Here is a 21293-nt window from a genome sequence, read left to right on the forward strand (position 1 = left end):
CATGCGCGTGAACTTCTCCAGGACGCTCGCCCTCACCCTGCTCTCCTCCTGTCTCGCGCTGGGCTGTGGCGTCCGCCCCGCGACCGAGGAGGGGGACGCGGGGGTGGGTGAAAAGGACGCCGGCCAGACCCCGCCCGATGCCGGAACGGGCACGCCCGACGCGGGTCCGGGCACGCCCGACGCGGGTCCTCCTCCGGCCGATGCCGGGACGGGGGAAAGCGACGCGGGCCCGGAGCCCTCGGACGCGGGCACCGGGACGCCGGACGCGGGCTCGTCCGACGCGGGGCCGGATCCCGACGAGGGCTACCCCTCTTGTGGCGTCCCGTACCTGGGGGACCGCGAGGGAAAGGGAGACTTCACGCCCACGGCCCTGGGCCCGGACATGGCCGCGGCGGCCATCCAGGCGGGCAGCACGGTCTCCATCATCGAGCCCGTCCAGGGCGGCCGGGTGTCGTTCATCGGGGTCAAGGACGTCATCAACATGGACCCCTGTGGCGCCACGCTGCTCGGGGCCTTCCGGGATCTCCGCTCCAATCGGGTCTCGGTGGACCAGCGCACCGTCACCCTGCAGCGCGGAGCGGACGGCCGGGGCGCGAGCACCGACTCGGACACGGCCTCGTTCTCCAACGTGTTCCTGTGCCCCAACAACTGGTCCAACGCCGACATCTTCGACCAGGAGTACGAGGTGACCATCATCCTCTCGGATCGCCGGGGCCGCTCGGTCTACAAGGCCTTCAATATCCGCCCCGCCTGCAATGTTCCCGGCGAGGACAAGTGGTGCCGGTGCCTGTGCAAACAAGGGTACAAGCTCGGCGAGCCCTGCCCCTGACGTCCGCCGCCGCGTGGGCGTGACAGGCTTTCGCGTTTGGCGTGCGCATTGCTCCTCCTGAGCGGGAACACCGAACAGGAGGGGCAGCGTGGCGACAGTGAGAAAGAGTTTGGGCTGGATGGGGTTGGTGGCGGTGTCGATGTGGAGTGCCTGTGTTCCCGAGGAGAGCACCCCGGCGGAGCAGGCGGAGACCCCGAAGGTGGAGGCCTCGAGCACGCCCGGCACGGCGACCGAGGCCCAGGCGGTGCGCTTCACCTATCCGCCGCTGCAGACGACGCTGGAGCAGTACTCGCTCGAGATCGATCCCAAGCTGCTCAAGCGCTTCGAGCAGGACGAGGACACGCCCAAGCAACCGGCCGTGCTGATCACACCGGATGGCACGCGCCACGACGTGAAGATGCGGCTGCGCGGCAACAGCTCGCGCGGCTGGCCCAAGAAGAGCTGGCGCGTGGAGCTGCCCAAGGGGCAGAAGCTCGATGGCCGCCGCAAGCTCAACCTGCTGTCGGGCTACCGCGACTCCACGGCGATGATCGAGAAGCTGGGCTACGACATGCTCGCCGCCATGGGCGTGCCCGCCTCCAAGGCGACCTACATCCGGCTGGTCATCAATGGCAAACTCCAGGGCGTCTACCTGGACCTGGAGCGCGTGGACAAACCCTTCCTCGAGAACCACGGCTTCGTCGACACCGAGGGCACCATCTACCGCTGCGGCGGCAAGAATTGCGAGATGAAGGCGGAGTTCGACAAGACCTACCAGCGCGACTGGGAGGTCTCCACGCCCGAGAAGGGCTCGAAGCAGCCCCTGCTGGACTTCCTCGAGACGCTCAACGCCACGCCCGAGCCGCAGTTCGTCCAGGCGCTCACCCAGCGCTTCGAGTTGGAGAACTACCTGCGCATCCTGGCCATGGACGCGCTCATCACCAACTCGACGGTGGAGGACTCGCGCAGCTACGTGGTCCATGACGCGGGCACGGGCCGCATCTCCTACGTGCCCTGGGACTTGAACAACACGGATGCCAAGTACGTCCCGTCCACCCCGCCGGGGAAGATCAAGACCGCCGACGCCAAGCACCCGCTCTTCAACTTCAGTCTCTTCGACAACCGCGTGGAGGAGCAGTACCAGGACCGGGAGAAGAAGGAGCCCGGCCGCTTCCGGCCCATCTTCTCCAACCTCAACACCCGCATCTTCCTCAACCCCGCGCTGCGTGAGCAGGAGATGGTGCTCCTGGAGCAGGCCATGAACGACCTGTTCACGCCCCAGGTGCTCCATGCGCGCATCGACGCCATCCACGCGCTGCTGGCGCCCACCGCGCTCGCCGCGCCCCACACGGACGTGGCCCAGTTCAACGACGGGCCCCGGTACCTGAAGAAATACATGCAGGAGCGCACCGCCTTCCTGCGCCAGCAGATGGCCACCTGGCGCGCGTGGAAGCCCGGGCTCGTCCTCCAGGCCGTCAATGCCACACAGGGATGGATCGAGCTGCGCAACCTCGGCACCCAGAAGGTGAGCACCGCGGGGCTCGTGATCAGCACGGACCTGCGCAACGCCACCAAGCGCAACGTGCCCACCCACACCCTCCAGCCCGGCCAGACGCTGCGGCTCACCCAGAGCCAACTGGGCCTGAAGCTGCCCACCAAGGGCGCGCTGGGCCTGTTCTCGGGCAAGGGCGTGTCGGACGCGATCGACGCGCTCTACTATGGCGAGCTGCCCGCCGGGCAGTACTACAGCCGCGCCGCGCAGACCCCCACCCGCTGGGAAGTGCGCTGAGTTCCAGGCCCCATCGGCGAGGGAAGGAGGATATGACGGGTGCTCCTCCTTCCCGAGCCGAGGCCTCCCATGGCGATCTATGCGTTGGATGAACTCCACCCCCAGCTGCCCAAGGCGGGCGAATTCTGGGTCGCGCCCAATGCCCAGGTGATCGGACAGGTCCGCCTGGGCCGGGAGGCCAGTGTCTGGTTCGGCGCCGTGGTGCGTGGCGACAACGCGTGGATCCAGATCGGCGACGCCACCAACATCCAGGATGGCGCCGCGCTGCACGCGGACGACGCGTTCCCCCTCACCCTGGGCGCCGGCTGCACCGTGGGCCACCACGCCATCCTCCATGGCTGCACCATCGGCGACAACACCCTGGTGGGCATGGGCGCCACGGTGCTCAACGGCGCGCGCATCGGCTCCAATTGCATCATCGGCGCCAACGCGCTCGTCACCGAGGGCAAGGAATTCCCCGACGGCTCGCTCATCGTCGGGGTGCCGGCCAAGGTGGTGCGCACGCTCGACCCGGCCGTGCACGCGACGCTGCGCGAGTCAGCGCGCGGGTACGTGGAGCGCTGGCGGCGCTACGCCACCGGCCTGCGCCGCCTGGACCCGGACACGTCCCGCTAGAGGTGGGTGGGGGTACGCCCTTTCCGTCCATGCGGCGGGAGGAGACGTGCGGAAGGCGGTGTTTTCACGCTGCGCGCGGACGGACAAACCGCCATGAATAGGCGTCCGAAACGTCCGCGCATGCAGCGCGAAGACGACGGATGCCGGAGACCCGTCCCTTGGCCGCAGAAGCCCTGTTCCGACCCTTCAGTCACAAGACCCTGCACCTCAAGAACCGCATCGTCATGGCGCCCATGACGCGGTCCTTCTCCCCGGGCGGCGTGCCCACGCCCGAGGTGTCCGCCTACTACCGCCGCCGCGCGGAGGCGGACGTGGGCCTCATCCTCTCCGAGGGAACGGGCATCGAGCGCCCCTCGGCGCTCAACGATCCCAACGTGCCGCGCTTCCATGGGGAGCAGCCGCTCGCGGGCTGGAAGCACGTCATCGACGAGGTGCATGCCGTGGGCGGGAAGATGGCCCCGCAGATCTGGCACGTGGGCTCGGCGCGCAACCCCATGACCACCTGGGTGGCGCCACCGCCCGTGGACAGCCCCTCGGGCCTGTCCTCGCCGGGCAAGCGCTTCACCGAGCCAATGACCGACGAGGCCATCGCCGACACGCTCGCCGCCTTCGGGCGCGCGGCCGCGGATGCCAGGCGGCTCGGCTTCGACGCGGTGGAGATCCACGGCGCCCACGGCTACCTGATCGATCAGTTCTTCTGGGACGGGGTGAACCAGCGCGCTGACCGGTATGGCGGTGGAACCATTGGGGAGCGCGCCCGCTTCGGCGCCGAGGTGGTCAAGAGCATCCGCGCCGCCGTGGGCGAGGACTTCGCCATCCTCCTGCGCCTGTCGCAGTGGAAGCAGCAGGACTTCAGCGTCCGGCTGGCCCACACGCCCCAGGAGATGGAGGCCTGGCTCACCCCGCTGGTGGAGGCGGGCACGGACATCCTGCACTGCTCGCAGCGCCGCTTCTGGGAGCCGGAGTTCGAGGGCTCGCCGCTCAACTTCGCCGGCTGGGCGCGCAAGCTCACCGGCAAGCCCACCATCACGGTGGGCTCGGTGGGCCTGTCCGGGGAGTTCACCGAGGCCCTGCGTCAGGGCGCGGGCTCCAAGCCCGCCTCGCTCGACAGCCTGCTGGAGCGGCTGGAGCGCGACGAGTTCGATCTGGTGGCGGTGGGCCGGGCGCTGCTCACGGACCCTCAGTGGGCGCAGAAGATCCGCGAGGGCCGCACCCACGAGTTGATGGACTTCAGCCGCGAGTCGCTCACCACGCTGTCCTGAACCCAGACGCCCCGGGCGCCCATTTCCCGCGAGGGAATGGAGCGCCCGGGCGCGGGGCTTCTCAGCGGACCACTTCGTAGTTGACGGTGATGATGCCCAGGTCCGTGTTGGCGATCTGCGAGAAGGCCCCGTAGGTGAGGTCCAGGCAGCGCGGCGCGCCGAAGCCACCGCGGTCGTTGATGGTCACCGTGACGGAGCGGCCCTGGTAGGTCACCTTCACCTTGGTGCCGAAGGCGAAGGAGTTGTGGGCGGCCTTGAGCGCCAGTCGGTGGAAGGGCTCACCGCTGGCCGTCGGCCACCCCTCGGGAATTTCCCCCACGGCGCCGTACCAGCTGGCGACGCAGGTGGCCATCTGGCCCATCTCCGGGGTTTCGGAGGTCTCCGTGGAGGGCGAGCGCAGGGCGCCGCTGGAGACCGAGGCCTCGGCGACGGGGGCGCGCATGGCCACGCCCGCGACTCCCAGGGCGGCCAGACAGGTGGTGGCGAGGGCGGCACGGCGCAGCATGGACGAACGGGTCATGGACGGGCTCCAATTCAAGACGACGGGGTGTCTGGTTTGGGTACGGGCGGGCCAACCCCTGACAAAGGGCGCCGCCGCGCATGAAAGGGAATGCACCGCCGAGATAAGACTTCCACGCCCGAAAGTAAATACCCAACCAACGTGTTAAGTGCGTTTTACTCGAATTACACGTGTATTGTCATAAATGCGCTGAGAGCGCACGAGACGCGAGAAGACGCGTGCGTTCAGTGCACCGGAGAAATTATTGTCCGGGGAGATGTTGAGTTGTCACCTGAAGCGCCCGAGGAGTCCGCATGCAACCCCAGACACGCACCCTGCGCTATCACGTGGCCGCCTCGCTCGATGGTTTCATCGCGCGGCCGGACGGTTCCACGGATTGTTTTCCCGGCGATCTCCAGACGGAGAACGTCACCGATTACCTCTACACCCTGGCGGCCGAGTACGACACGGTGCTGATGGGCCGTGACACCTACGCGGTGGGGCAGAAGTTCGGGGTGACGGACCCCTACCCGATGCTGGAGACCTATGTTTTCTCGCGGACGCTGAAGACGAGCCCGGATCCCCGCGTGCACCTGGTGGCGGAGGACGCGGCGGGGGTCGTGCGGGAGCTCAAGGCGCGCACGGGCGGCGGCACCGATTGGAGCGGCGTCGTGCGCGGGGCCCAGGCCCGGAAGGCCAAGGACATCTACCTGTGTGGCGGTGGGCGGCTGGCCCATACGCTCTTCGCCGAGGGCCTCATCGACGAGGTGCAGGTCAAACTCAATCCCGTCCTGCTCGGCGCGGGCAAGCCGCTCGTGGAGGGACTGCCCCGGGACGTGACGCTCGAGTTGATGTCCACCAAGAGCTACCGCTCCGGGGTGGTGCTGCTGCGCTACGCCGTGCGGCGCTGATTCCCGCGCCCGGGGCGGGGGGGCGCGGCTAACCTCGCGCCCTTTCCCTCGACGCGGAGAGCAACATGTCCAGATGGCTGCGCGGTCTCGTGGTGATGGCGGTGTGTGCCCTGGGCGCGACGCCCGGGTGGGCCGAGGCGCCTGGCAAGGCCGCGCCCATCCAGCCCAAGAACTTCCAGGAATTGCGCAAGCTCAAGCCGGGCCAGACGGTGCAGTTGCACGTGGCGCCCGCGGGGGTGCTCGCGGACTCGCCCGGGCGCATCTACGCCGAGCCGTGCGATCCCCGGGATGCCGCCATCCAGAAGCGCACGGGGCTGGTGGGCACGGTGGAGGTGGAGGACGTGCCCCAGGCGACGGCGGAGGCCATGAACGCCCGCAACACGGAGGAGTTCGCCCAGCGCACCGCCCTCACCTGCTACCGCGTCGTCGCGCGGCTCAAGTCCCACCGCAAGGGCTGGACCCAGCTCGCCTTCGTCTCCGCGGAAGCGTCCGGCTCCCGGCCCTACGACGCGCGGCTCAATCCCTCTCGGGGCGACTGAGCCGCGAGCGGCGCGGGGAGAGGACTACCAGGGGGTCTCGGCGCTGTTCTTCCAGGCCTTGGAGCCGGTGCCGGGACCCTTGCCGAGCGCCTCGTCCTTGCCCTCGCCCACGGTGTTGAGCGTCTGCTCGTCCGCCTTGGCGTTCTCCACGAAGAGCATGCCGCCGCCGCCGTGCTGCGCGCGGGCGGTGTCCATGGCCGCGCCGAGCTTGTCGGGGTTGACGTAGTAGGTGGAGCCGTCGCTCGGGTCACGCACCTGGTAGTCGCCCTGGCTGTTCATGCCGTCCACGACGACCCAGTGCGCCGCGCCGGGCTCACCGCCAGCCCCGGGGCGGATGGCGTTGGAGTCCACCAGCGCGGCCGCCTTGCCGCCCATGGACAGCGTGCCCGCCAGCGCGTTCTTGTCCAGGGTGGCGTCGCCGCGGCGCACTTCCACGCCCACGTTCGCGAGCATCTTGGTCATCTGCTCGGGCGTGGTGCCGTCGGCGGAGCCGAACTTGGACTGCAGCGCGTCCATCTGCTCCTGCTGGCCCGCCGTGCCCGTGGGGTTCTTGGCGCTGCCGAGCATGGTGGCCACCGCGGCGCCACAGTCGATGTCGTTGTTCTGACGCGTGGGCACCACGTCGTTGGCCCAGCCGCCCTTCTCCAGCTGCTCCTGGGAGAAGACGTTGTCGGTGGGCACGGTGCTGCCGGTGGGCCCGGTCGCCGCGTACTTGTCCCACTGCTCGGAGCCCGCGCCAGCGGCGTCGGCCGTCTGGAACGAATCGGAGGCCAGGGCCTGGACGGCGGCGGCCACCTGATCGATCACGGTCTGCTCCGCCGGGTTCACGGCGGTCACGTCGGTGGGGGACTGGACCGCGGGGGTCTCACTCGGCTGCGTCCAGGGGACGCTGGGACCCACCTTCGAAGACACGTTCATGCTCATGGCTCGCTCCGTTTTACCGTTTTATCGCGCTGAATCGATTCCGAGTTGCGTCGACATTTTCCCGGAATTTCCCCGACGATATAATTTTCCCCGGCTTGGCAAAATGGGGGTGGGGGTGAAATCCTAGGGTCTCTTCCCCAGGCGACAAGCGGGTTGAGCCGACATGACGACCAGAGACATGAGGTCCGGCAGCGGGGGCCGGGACTCGCGACCATCCGTCCTCGACACCGGCCGCTCCGAGCGAGGCACCTCCCGGGAGGAGCTGCCCGTCACCCAGGTCGGGCGATACCTGCTGCTCAAGAAACTCGGGGAAGGCGGGATGGGGGTGGTGTACTCGGCCTATGATCCGGATCTGGATCGCAAGGTCGCCCTCAAGCTGCTGCACTCGGACGGGCGGACGGATCCGGAGCTGGCGCGGGCGCGGCTGCAGCGCGAGGCCCAGGCCATGGCGCGCATCTCCCACCCCAACGTCATCCCCATCTTCGACGTGGGCGTGTGGGGCGCGCAGGTGTTCCTCGCCATGGAGCTGGTGGACGGGGGCACGCTGGGCTCGTGGATGAAGGAGGGCCAGCACCCCTGGCGTCTGGTGCTGGAGAAGTACCTGGACGCCGGGCGGGGCTTGCAGGCCGCGCACGCCGCGGGGCTGGTGCACCGCGACTTCAAGCCCGCCAACGTGCTGATGAGCCGCGAGGGCCGCGTCTACGTCACCGACTTCGGCCTGGCGCGTCAGGTGGGGGAGTCCGGCCGCGAGACGGACTTCCTGCCCGAGGAGGCCCAGGAGTTCATCACCGAGGATCGCCGGATGCTCGAGGCCCAGCTCACCCAGAGCGGGCTGGTGATGGGCACCCCCAACTACATGTCGCCCGAGCAGTTCCAGGGCTCGGACCTGGACGCGCGCTCGGACCAGTTCAGCTTCTGCGTGGCGCTCTACTTCGCCCTCTACGGCAAGCGCGCCTTCGAGCCCTCGCGCATGCGGGCGTACTCGAACTCGAGCCGCCTCAAGGCGCAGAACGCCGCGCGGACCGACTCCCTGTCCGAGCCCACCTCGCCCATGCGCCGGCAGACCGCGCCGGTGACGCCCCGGGGGCAGCCCAAGGAGCTCGTCCAGGCCGAGGTCCAGGAGCGCATCATCCAGGAGCCGCCGCGCGACGTGAAGCTGCCCGGCTGGGTGCGCGACGCCCTCATGCGCGGCCTGGAGCTGACGCCGGGAGCGCGCTACCCGTCCATGGCGGCCCTGCTCGACGCGCTGAGCCAGGAGCAGCGGCGGCTCAAGCGCCGCAACTGGGTGGTGGGCGCGACCGCGGCGGCGGTGGGCCTGGGCGTGGTCGGAGGCATCGTGTACCAGGGCTCCCAGGTGTGCGCGGACGCGGGCGCCCCCATGACCACGACGTGGAGCCCGGACGCCCGGCAGCGCCTGGAGGCCTCCTTCCTCGCCACCGAGCTGCCCTTCGCCCAGGAGATGGCCACGCGGGTGAGCCAGACCCTGGACCATTACGCCGAGTCCTGGCGCGCCCAGAGCGTGGAGGCCTGCGTGGCCACGCGCAAGCTCGGCTCCCAGCCCGAGGAGCTCTTCACCCGGCGCGCGGCCTGTCTGGAGCGGCGGCGGCAGGACCTCGGGGCGCTCGTGGGGCTCATGTCCCAGGCGGATCCCCGGCTCGTGGAGCGCTCGCTGGACGCCGCGCACGCGCTGCCCACCCTCCAGGAGTGCTCCGACGCCGAGGCGCTCGCCGACCAGCAGCGGCTGCCCTCCGACCCCGGCAAGCGCGAGGAGATCGCCCGCGCCCAGACAGAGCTGTCCGAGGTGAAGGCGCTGCTGGCCACCGGCCGGCTCAAGGTCGCCGCGGAGAAGGTCCAGCCCCTGGAGGAGCGCGTCCAGACCACCGGCTACCTGCCCCTGCTCGCGGAGCTGCACCTGCAACAGGGCGCCCTGAATGCCCAGATGGGCAAGGCGCCCGAGGCCACGCGCCTGCTCACCCAGGCCCTCTTCGACGCCGAGGCCGGCCGGGCCGACCGCCTGCGGGCCTACACCCTCATCCGCCTGAGCTTCATGGAGGGCCGGCTCAAGCACTACGATCAGGCCGAGAGCTGGGCGGGCCTGGCCGAGGCCTCGCTGCGGCGCATGGGCGGTGACGCCGAGATGCTGGGGGACCTGCAGGCCAACCGCGGCACCCTGGCCCAGGAGCAGAAGCGCTTCCCCGAGGCCCTGCGGCTGCTGGAGGAGGCCCGGAGCCTGCGCGAGCGCGCGCTCGCCTCGGACGATCCCAAGAACGCCCACTCCTCCTTCAACCTCGGGCGCCTGCTCGTGGACATGGGGGACGTGGACAAGGGCGTGGAGATGCTGGAGAAGGCGCTCGTGCAGACCCGCACGGCGCTGGGCCCCCAGCACCCGGACGTGGAGCGGCGCCACTCCTCCCTGTCCGCCTCCCTGCGCAAGCTGGGCCGCCCCGGCCCCGCCCTGGAGCACGCGCGCGCCGCGGCGGAGATCGCCCGGGTGCTGTTCGGCGAGGACTCGCCCCAGCTGGCCATCCGGTTGGACGAAATTGGCATGTGCCTGTCCGACCTCAAGCGCCACGAGGAGGCCCTGAAGGTCTACGAGCAGGCGCTCGCGATGAAGCGCAAGGGCCTGCCGCCCGACGACTCGGACCTGTCGTACTCGCTCGACGGCGTGGGCCAGGAGCTGTTGAAGCTGGGCCGCCCCCAGGAGGCCATCGCCCCCTTGCGCGCCTCCGTGGCCTTCGAGGACCTGGATCCCGACTCCCTGGCGGAGTCCAACTTCTCCCTGGCGCGGGCGCTCTGGGAGACGGGCCAGCACACCGAGGCCCGCGCGGAGGCGGCCCGGGCCCGGGGACAGTTCGAGGAGGCGGGCCTGGAGCCCCGGGTGGGCGACGTGGATGCGTGGCTCAAGTCCCTGCCGCCCCTGCCCGAGATCCACACCGCGCGCCACGTGCGGCCCAAGCGGTCCCGGTAAGGCGCCCTACCCCTTGGCGACGCAGCGCCCGACGTGACGGTCGAGCACCTGCGTCGCCACCAGGGACTCCTGCTCGAAGCGCTCGCTCAACCACGGCCCGACGAGCCGCGCCACGTCGTCCTCGCACTCCGGGTTGGCCAGCCGCTCCTTCACGGGCCCGAGCCACACGGGCTGGGGCACCGAGACGTCGAGCAGGAGCGTGAGGCCCTCGAAGAGCAGCACCTCGTCGAAGGAGCCGTAGTAGTCCCACTCGCGCCGGGCCACCCGGGCGTAGTGGCCCAGGGCCACGGCGAGGCCCTGGAGCAGGCCCTGCACATGGGCCCCTCCCAGGGCGCGGAACTGGTTCACCCACGTCACCACGCGCGAGCCCGGCGCCCGGCACCACTGGAGGCTCAGGCGCACCCGGACCGCCTCGCTCTGGCCCTCGAAGAACCAGGGCGCGTGCAGGGGGGCGGCGTCCTGGGACAGCCGCTCGCTGTACTCCACGAGGCCCCGCGCGAAGCAGTGCCGCTCCTCCAACTGGCGCACGTCATCGTTCAGCCAGAAGGACACGCCGGGATGCAGCGCGGCCAGCTCCGCCATCCGCCGCGACAGGCCCAGGACGGACAGGCGCGTGCTCTCGAAGACGGAGCGGTCCGGGACGAACCGGATGCGCGTGCCCTTCACCGCCGGACGATTGCCCACGGGCGGCGGCACCTCGCGCGAAGGGCCGGCCGGCTCACCCTCCACGAAGGACTGCCGCCACGCCTTGCCCTCGAGCACCACGGACAGCTCGCACTTGGAGGACAGCCCGCTGACGATCGCGAGCACATCCCCCAGGTCCCACGTCGACAACGCCACGGGGGCCCGATCCGGCTTCGGCGGGCGGGGGGCCTTGTCCTCCAGGGAGCACAGCCGCTCCAGGGCATCCCCCGGCGGCTCGGGCACGAGCCCCTTGGGCCACAGCAGGCCATCGAAGGTGAAGGTACAGGCGCCGCCCTCCTCCAGCCGCACCCGGACCTCCGTGCCCCGCCCCTCGCTCGCGGCGAGGGCGCCCAGTTGCAGCAGCAACAGGGGCAGGCGGTGGAGGCCGTAGCCGCCCACGTCACCCACGTACGCGCCGGGCCGCTGGCGCATCCGCTGGAGCCATTCTCGCGAGGCCGTCATGGGGCGAGTCTAACCCCGGCGCCCGCGCCCCTACTGGAGGTAGCGCAGGCGGACGTCGGATTGCTCCTCGGCGAGCCGCTCCAGGCGGGCGGCGAACTCCGAGCCCGCGCGGACCGCCGCTTCCTCGTCCGTGTGGGTCGACAGCGGCATGAACGTCCCAGCGGCCTGATCGCACAAGCCGATGCAGAACTCCCCGGTCTCCCGATTCTGGGCACGCACGAGGGAGACATCCCCCGACAGGCGCCCCAGGCGCGCGAGCAGTTCCTCGTCAGTGAGATGCAGGTACGTCGAGTTCATTCACACCTCCCACGCGGTCACTCGCCGTGGAAAAGCCCGCTCCGGCGGTTCCGCTCGTCATTCATGCGCCGCGCCCGGTGTCTTCGCCCGATGGAATCCACGCCCACTCGTACAGGAAGCAACAGGACGGGCACAACCCAGGCCCCTCCGCTTTCGCGGAAATAAATCCGCGCAACTGGCGGAGCCCGCTGTCCGACAATGGAAACAGAGACTCTTCTTCCCTCGAAAGGGCGCCCGCCATGAAGTCGGCTTCCGACGTCATCCACCTGGACGAGTTCCGCAAGCGCCGCGCCACCCGGCCGGCATCCCCGACGCCCGCCCCCGGCCTGCCCCTGTGGTCGCCGGTGTGGGTGTGGGTCATGGTCTGGCCGACCTGAGCGCCCGCGCCTCCTCCAGGCTCGCCGCGCAACGAAAGCCGAAGTGGTGGAAGACGGGCCGGTTGGCGGGCACATGCGGCCGCCGGTACACCGCCGTCGCGTACTCGGCCGGCCAGTACCACGAGCCCCCGCGCACCACCTTCTGGGTGTGGCCGGGACACGGTTGAGCCCCGCCACACGGGCCCTTGGGATCCACGCCCTGGCACGCCTCGCCGCACGCCTTCCACGAGGGGCTGTACCAGTCCGCCACCCACTCCCAGGCGTTGCCCGCCATGTCGTACAGGCCGTAGGCATTGGGCGGCCGGGAGCCCACGGGCTCGGGGCGCCCCACGTCCGCATGCGTCCGCGAGCGCTGCGTGTGGCCACAACTCCGGCCCCGCGCGTCCCGGATGATCGCGCGCGCGCACGTGGCGGGCGCATCCCCCCAGGGGTAGAGCCCTCCGTCCGGACCCCGCGCCGCCTTCTCCCACTCGGCCTCGGTGGGCAGGTGCTTGCCGTGGGCCTCGCAGAACGCCTTCGCGTCGTACCAGCTCACCCCGTTGATGGGCTGCCGGGGGTTATCGAAGTCCCGGTAGTTCGGCCCCGCCTTCGGACAGCGGCCCGCCTTCTCGCAGGCCTTGTAGGCGCCGTACGTCACCTCGTGCGTGTCCATGTAGAAGGTGCCCACCCAGACCCGGGCCCGGGGTCGGGCGGGCGGGTGTCGGCCTCCGTCGACGCCCCGGGTGAACAGGCCCCCGGGCACACACGCGAGCCCGGCGACGGGCCCGTCCAGACACGGCTGGGGCGTGGGGGTGGACGTGGGCGGCGGCTCCGCCCGGGCGAGGCCCACGAGCCCGAGCCCCAGGAGCAGCGCGCCGCGCCACGCGGCCGTCACCGCACCGCCTCCCCCCTGGCGCTCCGGAGCGTCCGCTTGGCCCGGGCCTTCTTCACGAGCGCCTTGGCGACGAGCTGCTGCTTCTTCACCTCCCGCGCCTCGTCGGGGCCGGAGTCGAGCCGCGACAGGCCCACGGTCGCGACCGTGTCCGGCGCGTAGCGCAGCATGCCGCGCACGTTGCGCGTCTTGCGGTCCTCCAGCCACCGCAGGAAGCTCGGTCCCGACTGGGTGTTGTAGTGGTAATAGTCGTCCTTCACGTGGGAGATGCCGCGCTGGCCGCTCGTGCGCACCACCACGCTGCGCGCATCCAGCGGCAGGCCCTGGATGTTGGCGCGAAAGCGCGGCCCGTAGTCGAAGTACTGCTCGGCGTTGGACAGGTAGAGCACGCCCACCGAGTGCCTCGCCTCCAGCGCCGCGCGGCCCAGGGCGCTCATGCTGCGCGCCGCGGTGAGATCTCCCCGCACCAGGTGCACCTTGTCCTCCAGGTAGAGGCGGCGCAGGTGCGCGTAGTCCCCCGCGTCCACCAGGAAGCACGGCAGGGACAGCGCCTTCATCCGCGCCACCACGCGGAGCAGCCGACGCTCCACCGAGGCGCGCGCGCTCGCGTGGGCCAGCAGGGCCCCCTGCCGCTGCTTGCGCTCGGGATAGCCCTGGGTGACGAGGCGGCGCACCTCGGCCCGGCTCTCCGCGCGCCACAGCCGCAGGAAGTCCTCCGGCGTCGCCGCCTCCCGGAAGAGCACCCGGTAGACGCGGTGCAGGTCCACGATGGATTGATCGAAGTCGAGCAGGACCAGGGGCTCCGCGCGCGCCCACGCCGCCAGGAGATAGTTCTGGTCCGAGCCCACGCCCACGTACAGCCCCGGATGGTCCTTCACCGCGCCGTGGAACAGCTCCAGGTGCGCCTCGTTGGAGACCCAATAGTGCAGGCCCCGGACGATCTCCTTGGGCGCGGGATCCTCGGGCAGGGGGGGCAGCGGGGAGCCCGAGGGCTGCTGGGCGAGGGCGAGGGCCGAGACCAGCACGGCGGCGAGAGGCAGGAAGCGCATCGCCGCGGATGATAGCGCCTCACGCGCCGCTCACGTTCGTTCTTCCGGAGAGGGAGCGAGCGAGATGAGCACCGCGAGCAGCTCGGCGCGCTGGATGGGCTTGGGCACATGGGCCTTGAAGCCGGCGAGCAGGGCCCGGGTGCGGTCCTCGGCGCGGGCGTAGGCGGTGAGCGCCACGGCGGGCACGCGGCCGCCCTTGGACGCGGGCAGGGCACGCACCTTGCGGATGAAGGCATAGCCGTCCTCGCCCGGCATGCCGATGTCCGAGACGAGCACGTGGGGCCGCGTGCGCAGCAGCAGCTCCATGCCCTCGGCGGCCGAGGACGCGGTCTCCACCTGGGCATGACAGCGCTCCAGGACCATGCGCAGGTACTCGCGGGTGTCCGCCTCGTCGTCCACGAGCAGCAGCCGCAGGCCGTTGAGCTCCGTCGGGCAGTCCAGGCCTTCCTGCTGCTGCGCGATCTCCAGGGGTGGCGCGGGCACCCGCTCCGGGCGCCGCGCCGCCACCATGGGCAGGCGTACCGTGAAGGTGGCGCCCCGGCCCTCGCCCTCGCTGGCCACGGCGATGGTGCCCCCGTGCAGTTCCACCAAGTGCTTGACGATGGACAGGCCCAGACCCAGGCCGCCGTACTTGCGCGCGACGCTGCCCTCCGCCTGCCGGAAGCGCTCGAAGACATGCGGGAGGAAGTCCGCCGGAATGCCCTTGCCGGTGTCCGACACCACCACCTCGACCGAGCTCCCCCGCGCCATCACCAGGATCTGCACCTCGCCGCCCTTGGGGGTGAACTTCACCGCGTTGGACAGCAGGTTCCAGACGATCTGCTGCAGGCGCGTGGAGTCGCCCATGACGCTCGACAGGGCGTCGATGGCCGGGTGCAGCCGGATGTCCTTGGCCACCGCGGTCGGACGGATGGACTCGACGGCCGCCTCCACCACCGCGCTCAGCTCGACGCGCTCCATCTCCAACACCAGCTTGCCCGACATGATGCGGCTGATATCGAGCAGGTCCTCGACGAGCTGGGACTGGACATGCGCGTTGCGCTCCACCGTCTCCAACGCGCGCAGGCGCCGCTCCTCGGGCAACTGGCCGGAGCGGAGGATCTGCACCCACCCGAGGATGGCCGTGAGGGGCGTGCGCAGCTCGTGAGACACCGTGGCGATGAAGTCGTCCTTGAGGCGGTTGGCGGTCTCCGCCTCGGTGCGCGCCGCCTGCTCGCGCTCCAGCAGCGCCACGCGCTCGGCCTCCAGGCTCTTGCGCGCCGTGATGTCGAGCACGGTGCCCGTGAAGCGCGTCGCCTTGCCGGTGTCGTCGAAGAAGGTCCGGCCCCGCGCGTCCAGCCAGCGCACCTTTCCCGTGCCGGGCTCCACCGTGCGGTACTCGACGTGGAATCCCCCGTCCCCGCCGCCCTCCATCGACCGCCGCACGGCCTGATCGGTGGGCTCGCGGTCCTCGGGGTGGAGGCCCGCGAGGAAGAGCGCGTAGGTGATGGGCGTCTCGGGCGCCAGGCCGAAGAGCGCCTTGCACCGGGCGTCCCACACGACCGCGTTCGTCTGGGGGTCGACGTCCCAGGTGCCCAGTTGGGTGGCCTCCACCGCGATGCGCGTGCGCGCCTCGGCCGCCTGGGTCTCCGAGGCCAGACGCACGTTCTCCAGGGCCGAGCTGGCATAGCGCGCCACCTGCACGAGCAGCGACTCGTCCCCCGCGGAGAAGTCGCTCCCGTCCTCCTTGTCCGACAGGTGGATGAGCCCGAGGACCTGCGCCTCGCGGCCGATGAGGGGCACGGCGAGCCAGCCCCGCAGCGGTGGATGGTCACGCGGGGGCGTGCTCCCCGCGAGCCAGCGCGGGTCGGACTCCAGCTGCCCCTGCGTCAGGCGCAGCGGCCGATGATGACGGCACACCCAGGAGTAGATCTCACTGTCATCCGGCCGGTCCGCCCTCAGGCGCCAGGACGCGTACTTGTCCGAGAAGGACGCCTGGGTGACGGCCTTGGACCAGTCCAGGTCCGTCGTCACGGAGGTGACGGACTGGTGCGCGCCGACGAGGGTCCGGGCGTGATCCGTGAGGGCGAGCAGCACCTCGTCCCGGGACGTGGCGCCGTGGATGGCCGCGGCCGCGTCGGCCAGGCCCAGCAACTGGCTTTCCCGCAGGCGCTCGAGCTTCCGGGCGCGCTCGCTCTCGGCCTCGGCCTCGCGCTGGGCCGTCACGTCCTGCATGGCGCCCACCATGCGCAGGGCGCGGCCATCCTCGGCCCGGGCCAGATAGCCCCGATCCACGATCTGCGCGTAGTGGCCATCCGTGCGCAAGAAGCGGTACTCGGCCAGCCAGCGCTGGGCGCCCGCGGAGTCGATGAAGCAGTGGATGTCGTGTGACACCCGCTCCCGATCCTCGGGATGGATGTGCTCGATCCACCACTCCCCCCCGGGGCCCACCTGCTCGGGCGGGTAGCCGAACAAGGTGTGCACGCCCTCGTTCCAGGCGACGGTGTTGTCCACCAGGTTCCAGTCCCAGATGGCTTCCTGCGTGGCCTTGGAGGCCAGCTGGTAGCGCTCCTCGGACAGCCGCAGCGCCGTCTCCAACTTCTTCTTCGCCGTCACGTCCCGGAAGAAGACGATGATGCCGCCGGCCTGCTCCGGATAGGCCGTCACCTCGGTCCACAGGTCCAGGGGAGCGTAGTACTCCTCGAACGCCACGGGCTCGCGCTCGTCCATCACCTGGTGGTAGAGGCGCCAGTACTTGAGCTCGGGAGAAGTGGTCTCGGGAAAGACGTCCCAGAAGACCCGTCCGAGTGTGTCCTCGCGCCGGGTGTGGCTGAGCCGCTCCTGGCTCTGGTTGACGCGCACGAAGCGCCAGTCACGATCCAGCAGGAAGAACGCGTCACCGTTCTCCATGGCGCCCAGCGCCGCGCGGCCCTCCTCCAGCCGGAGGCGCTGGTGGGCCGAGAACGCGGCGACCGCCTCGGCCACCCCCATGGCCAGGCTCTGGCCCAGCACACGCTGCTCATCCAGGCTCGGCTGCAGGCCCTCCTGCTCCATCACGTCGTCGAGCACCTCCCGCAGCTCGCCGTACTCGCGCACCATCGACTCCAGGTCGAAGCCGATGCGAAAGCGCTGGAGGCCGTGCTCCGCCCCCTGCTCCTTCACCTTGCTCCGCGAGTCGTAGTCCCGGGAGCGCTCCTGGCGACCCACGCGCAGGTTGTGGACGAGGCTGGCGAGGAACTGGGGGATGTGATCCGCCAGTTCCGTGCGGCTGTGAGGCCCGGGCGCATGGAAGCGCGCCACGCGCTCCACCCACGCGCGAACGATCTCCTCGCGTCGTGCATCCAACACCTCCGCGAGACGACTCACCAGGACCTCCTCCATGGTCAGGGAGCGTCGCCCCCGGACTACGTGACGCTGACGCCCGGATATCGACCAGGCGAGGGAACGGGCTCGATGACCCGCGTCTTGCCGCCCAGGCCTGGCGTGCCGCCTGGACCCGAATCCGGGTTCATCACGGGCGCCTCGCGCACGGTGGGGTCATCCTCCTCCGCCCCCGCGTCCCGCCGGGAAGGAGTCGGAGTCAAGGGAATGTGCAACACGTCTTTCTTGCTCATGGCGATCTCCTTGTCATCGCCGTTCAACATGGGGCCTGCCCGGTCAGACGGCACGCGGCGCATGAAGGCCCGCCCGCATGTCCGCCTGGGCGTCATGGAGGCTATGGTGCCGCCATGGATTTCCAAGCCCTGCTGACCCGGCTGCAGAACCCCGCCCCCCAAGGTCCCGTGGACCGCCTCGCGGCGCTCGTCGTGGAGCACGAGCTGTCCCAGCCCCTCTCGACCCTGCTGCCCCCGGCCCTGCTCGCGCGCGCCGCGAAGAGCGCCCTGGAGGGCTGGCTCGCGTCCCCCACCGCCGACGGGGAGCTGGCGGCGCTGGTCGATGACCTCCAGGAGAAGCTGGCGCGAGACCCCCGGCGGCTGCGCGACACGCTGCCCCCCGAGGGCCAGCGGGCCCTGCACGAGCTGGCCTCGCACCCGTACTCGCCCAACCGGGAGCTGGTGCTCGCGGTGCTGGACCGCCCGCCGGTCCGGCGGCTCACGCGGAGCCTGTTGCTCGACGTGCTCATCGAGTTCAGCCGCAAGGTGAGCGCGCCGGTGACGGAGAACCGCATCGCCAAGGGCTTCTCGGGCCTGGCGAAGCTCGCCGCCGAGCAGGCCCGCGCGTCCGGCGGCGCCCTGGGCGGCATCGCCGGCGCGCTGTCCGACGAGATCGAGCGCCAGGTGGAGAAGCGCGCCAAGGACTTCGTCGACTCGGCGCTGTCCGGCATCCTGCAGCAGACCGCCGACGCGCTCAGCGACCCCGCGCGCGCCCAGGAGCACGCGGAGCTGCGCGGGGCCATCCTCGAGGGCGTGCTCGGCCTGCCCCTGTCACGGCTCGGCCGCGAGCTGTCCCAGCTCCAGGTGCCCCGGGGCGCGGCGGTGGTGCGCCAGTCCCTCGGCCAGTGGCTCGCGTCGCCCGAGGCCCCCGCGAAGCTGGAGGAGCTCATGCGCCTGGCCCTGGCGCGCGATGGCCAGCGGCCGGTACGCGAGGTGCTCCAAGCATTCGGCCTGCTCGCCCCCGTCCAGGAGTTGGGGCGCGAGGCGCTGCGCGAGCGGCTCTCGCCCCTCGTGGCCTCGGCGCCCTTCGCGCTCTGGCTGGAGGAGCTGATGCGCGGCTGATCTATGCTCCCGGCCCGTTCCACCTCCGACCGGAAGGATCGCATGGGAATCTTCGACAAGCTCAAGGACGTGACCAACCTGGTGACGGGCGGCTCGGCCCGCGTCACCCTCGAGTACGAGCCGCAGGTGGCCTACCCCGGGGAGGACATCGAGGTGCGGGTCGTGGTCACGTCCACCGGCGGCCAGGTGAAGTCCAAGGGCATCTTCGTGGACATCAAGTCGAGCGAGCGGCTGGAGGTCCCCCGGCACACGGTGACCGGCCAGGAGAGCCCGGTGAACACCACGTACACGGGCTTCTCGCAGGAGCTGCAGATCGCCCCCGCCTTCGTGCTGGAGGCCAACGAGACGCGGGAGTTCTCCGGCCACGTGCGCCTGCCCAGCGACGCCCAGCCCACCTTCCAGGGGCGCTACGTGCGCCACCAGTGGTCCCTCCGGGGCCGCATGGAGGCCCTGGGCAATGATCCGGACTCGGGCTTCCTGGAGCTGCGGGTGGCCTCGAACGGCTAGTCGCGCGGGGCGCCGGAGGCGCTAAGGTGGGCTTTCGATGAACACGCGCACCGAACCGCTGCGGCCCCAGGAGTTGTGGTCCCGCACGCTCGACACCACCGGGCAGGGCCTGACCACGGGCGCCCTGCAGCCCATCGCCACCGAGTGCCGCGTCCTGGAGCACCAGGGCGTGGACTTCCAGGTGCGGGTGCTCGGCCGGGCGCACCTCAAGGAAGACCGGGCCAGGCGCGAGCCTCCGCGCGCCCAGCCCTTCAACCCCTTCGAGCACCCGGATCCCCATCTGGTGGTGGGCCCGCTGACGCCCACCCACGTGTGCCTGCTCAACAAGTTCAACGTCGTCGAGCACCACCTGCTCATCGTGACGCGTGTGTTCGAGGAGCAGGAGTCCTGGCTCACCGCCGCCGACTTCGAGGCGCTCGCGCTGTGCATGAGCGGGCTGGACGGGCTGGGCTTCTACAACTCCGGCGAGGCCGCGGGCGCGAGCCAGCGCCACAAGCACCTGCAGCTCATTCCGCCCCTGGGCCCCGAGGGCCTGCGCGTGCCCATGGAGGCGCTGCTGACCCCGCCGCCGCCGCGCGGCCAGGTGCTGGAGCTGCCCGCCCTGGGCTTCGCGCACCGGGTGACGGGCCTCGGCCCCTGGGAGGACAGCCCCTCGCGGGACGGCGCGCGGATGCTGGACGCCTATCGGGCGCTGATGGCCGCGGCCGACATGCACACCACGCCCCCGCCGCCCTACAACCTGCTGACCACCCGGGACTGGATGCTGCTCGCGCCCCGCTCGCGCGCCGAGTCCCACGGCATCAACGTCAACGCCATGGGCTTCGCGGGCTCGCTGCTCGTCAAGACGACGGAGCAGTGCGAGCACCTGCGGCAGCTCGGCCCCATGGAGCTGCTCGCGCGGGTGACCCGGCCCTGAGGCCGCTCAGGCCGCCGTCAGGATGCGGTGGCGGTAGAGCTCCAGCAGGATGTCCTCGTGCAGGTCCGCCTGCTTCTCGGTGCGCAGGCGCTCGCGCACCACGTCCACGGGCTCCTGGCCGGTGAACTCCACGAGCAGCGCATAGGCGATGCCCGGCAGCGCCACGGCGTCGTACTCGCTGTAGGAGCCGAGCGCCACGTTGCCATCCGGCAGCCACTTCACCGTGGCCTCGGGGTTGAGCTTGAGCACCTTGGGCAGCGTGGGCGCGATGGCGTCCCGGCGGCTCTTGTCCAGGAGCGTGAGCTCGATGAGCCCGTCCAGGCCGAGCAGCTCCTGTACCCGCTCGGGGGTGAGCCCCCGCACGAGTTCGTAGGCGGCCCGGTAGAAGTCCGCCTCGCGGCCCGCGAACGCGCCCCACAGCGTGGCGTAATCCTTGGCCGCCATGGGCTTGTCCTCCAGTTCCTCCATGGTGGGCGAGTCCATGCCCAGCTCCGGCTTGTCCTTGCCGGTGAGGATGTAGTCGGGCAGCAGTTGGAGCAGCGCGTAGCGCGAAAGCTGGATCTCCGTGAGCGTCAGGTACGTCTTGAGCGTCATCCAGAACTTGCGCCCGTCCGCGCCCGCCACGTACTTGCAGAAGAACGTGGAGCACACCGCCTCGCGGTAAGGCCAGATGGTGCAGCCGCCCCGCACTTCCTCGTAGTACGGGCAGCGCATGGACAGCGCCCGGCCGAAGAACTGGCGCGAGTTGCGGTAGAGCAGGTTGTAGCGCGCCGAGGCCTTGACCCACTGGGGGGTGACGGCCACGCGGCTCGCGAGCTTCTCCTCCATGCGGCGGCGGCCCTCGGCCAGTTCCGGACGGTCGTCGGACAGGAGCGCGCCCACCAGGAAGTTGGGCAGGCGCGGGTAGTACGTGCAGCACTTGGTGTCCGGGCGGAACAGCCGGCTCACCCCGTCCACGGACTCCACCGTGCCCGAGGCGGAGCTCGGGCACATGGCGCAGGAGTCACACGTGGCCTTGGTCTCGACGGGCACCCCCTTCTGGAAGAACTCCGGAAGCAGATCCCGGTAGAGGACCGGAAGGCTGTCGAGCATCGGGCGCATGGCGGGGGAGTCCTTTCGGG

The 21293-nt window shown here is 70.7% G+C and carries 20 protein-coding genes; 11 read left to right on the plus strand and 9 right to left on the minus strand.

From position 1 onward, the window contains the following. Position 1 precedes the first annotated feature (1 nt). The 4 genes from I3V78_RS31605 to I3V78_RS31620 all read left to right on the plus strand — a co-directional run bounded on the left by I3V78_RS31605 (position 2) and on the right by I3V78_RS31620 (position 4474). Entirely contained in the window at positions 2-829 is an 828-nt protein-coding gene (locus I3V78_RS31605; protein WP_204493370.1) for an ICP22 family protein, read from the plus strand. Positions 830-947: 118 nt separating this feature from the next. Next, positions 948-2597 carry a CotH kinase family protein gene (locus I3V78_RS31610; RefSeq protein WP_204493372.1) on the plus strand — a complete coding sequence of 550 codons (1650 nt, stop codon included), beginning with the start codon at positions 948-950 and terminating at the stop codon, positions 2595-2597. 69 nt (positions 2598-2666) lie between these two features. Further along, a complete protein-coding gene (locus I3V78_RS31615) occupies positions 2667-3212 on the plus strand; it encodes a gamma carbonic anhydrase family protein (RefSeq protein WP_204493374.1) in 546 nt (181 codons plus the stop codon). Between the two features lie 158 nt (positions 3213-3370). Next, positions 3371-4474 (plus strand): NADH:flavin oxidoreductase, encoded by a 1104-nt coding sequence (locus I3V78_RS31620; protein WP_275583513.1) that lies wholly within the window; start codon positions 3371-3373, stop codon positions 4472-4474. A 61-nt stretch (positions 4475-4535) separates the two neighbouring features. On the opposite strand, the gene I3V78_RS31625 is transcribed toward I3V78_RS31620, so the two are convergent. Beyond that, the gene (locus I3V78_RS31625) at positions 4536-4994 is read right to left on the minus strand and encodes a septal ring lytic transglycosylase RlpA family protein (protein ID WP_204493378.1); all 459 of its coding nucleotides are present in this window, start codon (positions 4992-4994) and stop codon (positions 4536-4538) included. A 293-nt stretch (positions 4995-5287) separates the two neighbouring features. Here I3V78_RS31625 and I3V78_RS31630 point away from each other — a divergent pair, with 293 nt between their 5' ends. Continuing rightward, on the plus strand, positions 5288-5884 hold the full coding sequence (locus I3V78_RS31630) for a dihydrofolate reductase family protein (protein ID WP_204493380.1): 597 nt from the start codon (positions 5288-5290) through the stop codon (positions 5882-5884). A gap of 65 nt (positions 5885-5949) precedes the next feature. After that, entirely contained in the window at positions 5950-6423 is a 474-nt protein-coding gene (locus I3V78_RS31635) for a hypothetical protein (RefSeq protein ID WP_204493382.1), read from the plus strand. A gap of 24 nt (positions 6424-6447) precedes the next feature. On the opposite strand, the gene I3V78_RS31640 is transcribed toward I3V78_RS31635, so the two are convergent. Then, complete coding sequence (locus tag I3V78_RS31640) at positions 6448-7341, minus strand: hypothetical protein (protein ID WP_204493384.1); 894 nt, start codon at positions 7339-7341, stop codon at positions 6448-6450. Between the two features lie 184 nt (positions 7342-7525). Between I3V78_RS31640 and I3V78_RS31645 the strand changes: the two genes are divergently transcribed. Then, positions 7526-10315, plus strand: a complete 2790-nt coding sequence (locus I3V78_RS31645) for a serine/threonine-protein kinase (RefSeq protein ID WP_239576809.1) — start codon at positions 7526-7528, stop codon at positions 10313-10315. Between the two features lie 6 nt (positions 10316-10321). On the opposite strand, the gene I3V78_RS40015 is transcribed toward I3V78_RS31645, so the two are convergent. Next, positions 10322-11461, minus strand: a complete 1140-nt coding sequence (locus I3V78_RS40015) for a DNA topoisomerase IV subunit B family protein (protein WP_204493388.1) — start codon at positions 11459-11461, stop codon at positions 10322-10324. Positions 11462-11491: 30 nt separating this feature from the next. Next, on the minus strand, positions 11492-11758 hold the full coding sequence (locus I3V78_RS31655; RefSeq protein ID WP_204493390.1) for a hypothetical protein: 267 nt from the start codon (positions 11756-11758) through the stop codon (positions 11492-11494). 239 nt (positions 11759-11997) lie between these two features. Here I3V78_RS31655 and I3V78_RS31660 point away from each other — a divergent pair, with 239 nt between their 5' ends. After that, positions 11998-12135: a hypothetical protein gene (locus tag I3V78_RS31660; protein ID WP_204493391.1), complete on the plus strand. Its 138-nt coding sequence runs from the start codon at positions 11998-12000 to the stop codon at positions 12133-12135. Here the strand turns inward: I3V78_RS31660 and I3V78_RS31665 are convergent. Genes I3V78_RS31665 through I3V78_RS31680 form a run of 4 tightly spaced genes read right to left on the minus strand, consistent with a single transcriptional unit; the run spans position 12116 to position 17648 of the window. Next, the gene (locus I3V78_RS31665) at positions 12116-13009 is read right to left on the minus strand and encodes an SUMF1/EgtB/PvdO family nonheme iron enzyme (protein WP_204493393.1); all 894 of its coding nucleotides are present in this window, start codon (positions 13007-13009) and stop codon (positions 12116-12118) included. The genes I3V78_RS31660 and I3V78_RS31665 overlap by 20 nt on opposite strands. Then, positions 13006-14055 carry an LIC_10091 family protein gene (locus I3V78_RS31670; RefSeq protein WP_204493395.1) on the minus strand — a complete coding sequence of 350 codons (1050 nt, stop codon included), beginning with the start codon at positions 14053-14055 and terminating at the stop codon, positions 13006-13008. The genes I3V78_RS31665 and I3V78_RS31670 overlap by 4 nt, the downstream gene beginning before the upstream one ends. A gap of 30 nt (positions 14056-14085) precedes the next feature. Then, on the minus strand, positions 14086-17400 hold the full coding sequence (locus I3V78_RS31675; protein ID WP_204493397.1) for a PAS domain-containing protein: 3315 nt from the start codon (positions 17398-17400) through the stop codon (positions 14086-14088). Between the two features lie 38 nt (positions 17401-17438). Beyond that, the gene (locus I3V78_RS31680; protein ID WP_204493399.1) at positions 17439-17648 is read right to left on the minus strand and encodes a hypothetical protein; all 210 of its coding nucleotides are present in this window, start codon (positions 17646-17648) and stop codon (positions 17439-17441) included. Positions 17649-17762: 114 nt separating this feature from the next. Between I3V78_RS31680 and I3V78_RS31685 the strand changes: the two genes are divergently transcribed. Genes I3V78_RS31685 through I3V78_RS31695 form a run of 3 tightly spaced genes read left to right on the plus strand, consistent with a single transcriptional unit; the run spans position 17763 to position 20172 of the window. Next, positions 17763-18749, plus strand: coding sequence for a hypothetical protein (locus I3V78_RS31685; protein WP_204493401.1), 987 nt, complete (start codon positions 17763-17765; stop codon positions 18747-18749). A gap of 42 nt (positions 18750-18791) precedes the next feature. Then, positions 18792-19256: a sporulation protein gene (locus tag I3V78_RS31690; protein ID WP_204493403.1), complete on the plus strand. Its 465-nt coding sequence runs from the start codon at positions 18792-18794 to the stop codon at positions 19254-19256. A gap of 37 nt (positions 19257-19293) precedes the next feature. Next, complete coding sequence (locus I3V78_RS31695; protein WP_204493405.1) at positions 19294-20172, plus strand: ATP adenylyltransferase family protein; 879 nt, start codon at positions 19294-19296, stop codon at positions 20170-20172. Between the two features lie 6 nt (positions 20173-20178). On the opposite strand, the gene I3V78_RS31700 is transcribed toward I3V78_RS31695, so the two are convergent. Next, positions 20179-21273 (minus strand): hypothetical protein, encoded by a 1095-nt coding sequence (locus tag I3V78_RS31700; protein ID WP_204493407.1) that lies wholly within the window; start codon positions 21271-21273, stop codon positions 20179-20181. Between the last annotated feature and the right edge of the window lie 20 nt (positions 21274-21293).

Source organism: Archangium primigenium (genome assembly GCF_016904885.1).
GTDB classification, from domain to species: domain Bacteria; phylum Myxococcota; class Myxococcia; order Myxococcales; family Myxococcaceae; genus Cystobacter; species Cystobacter primigenius.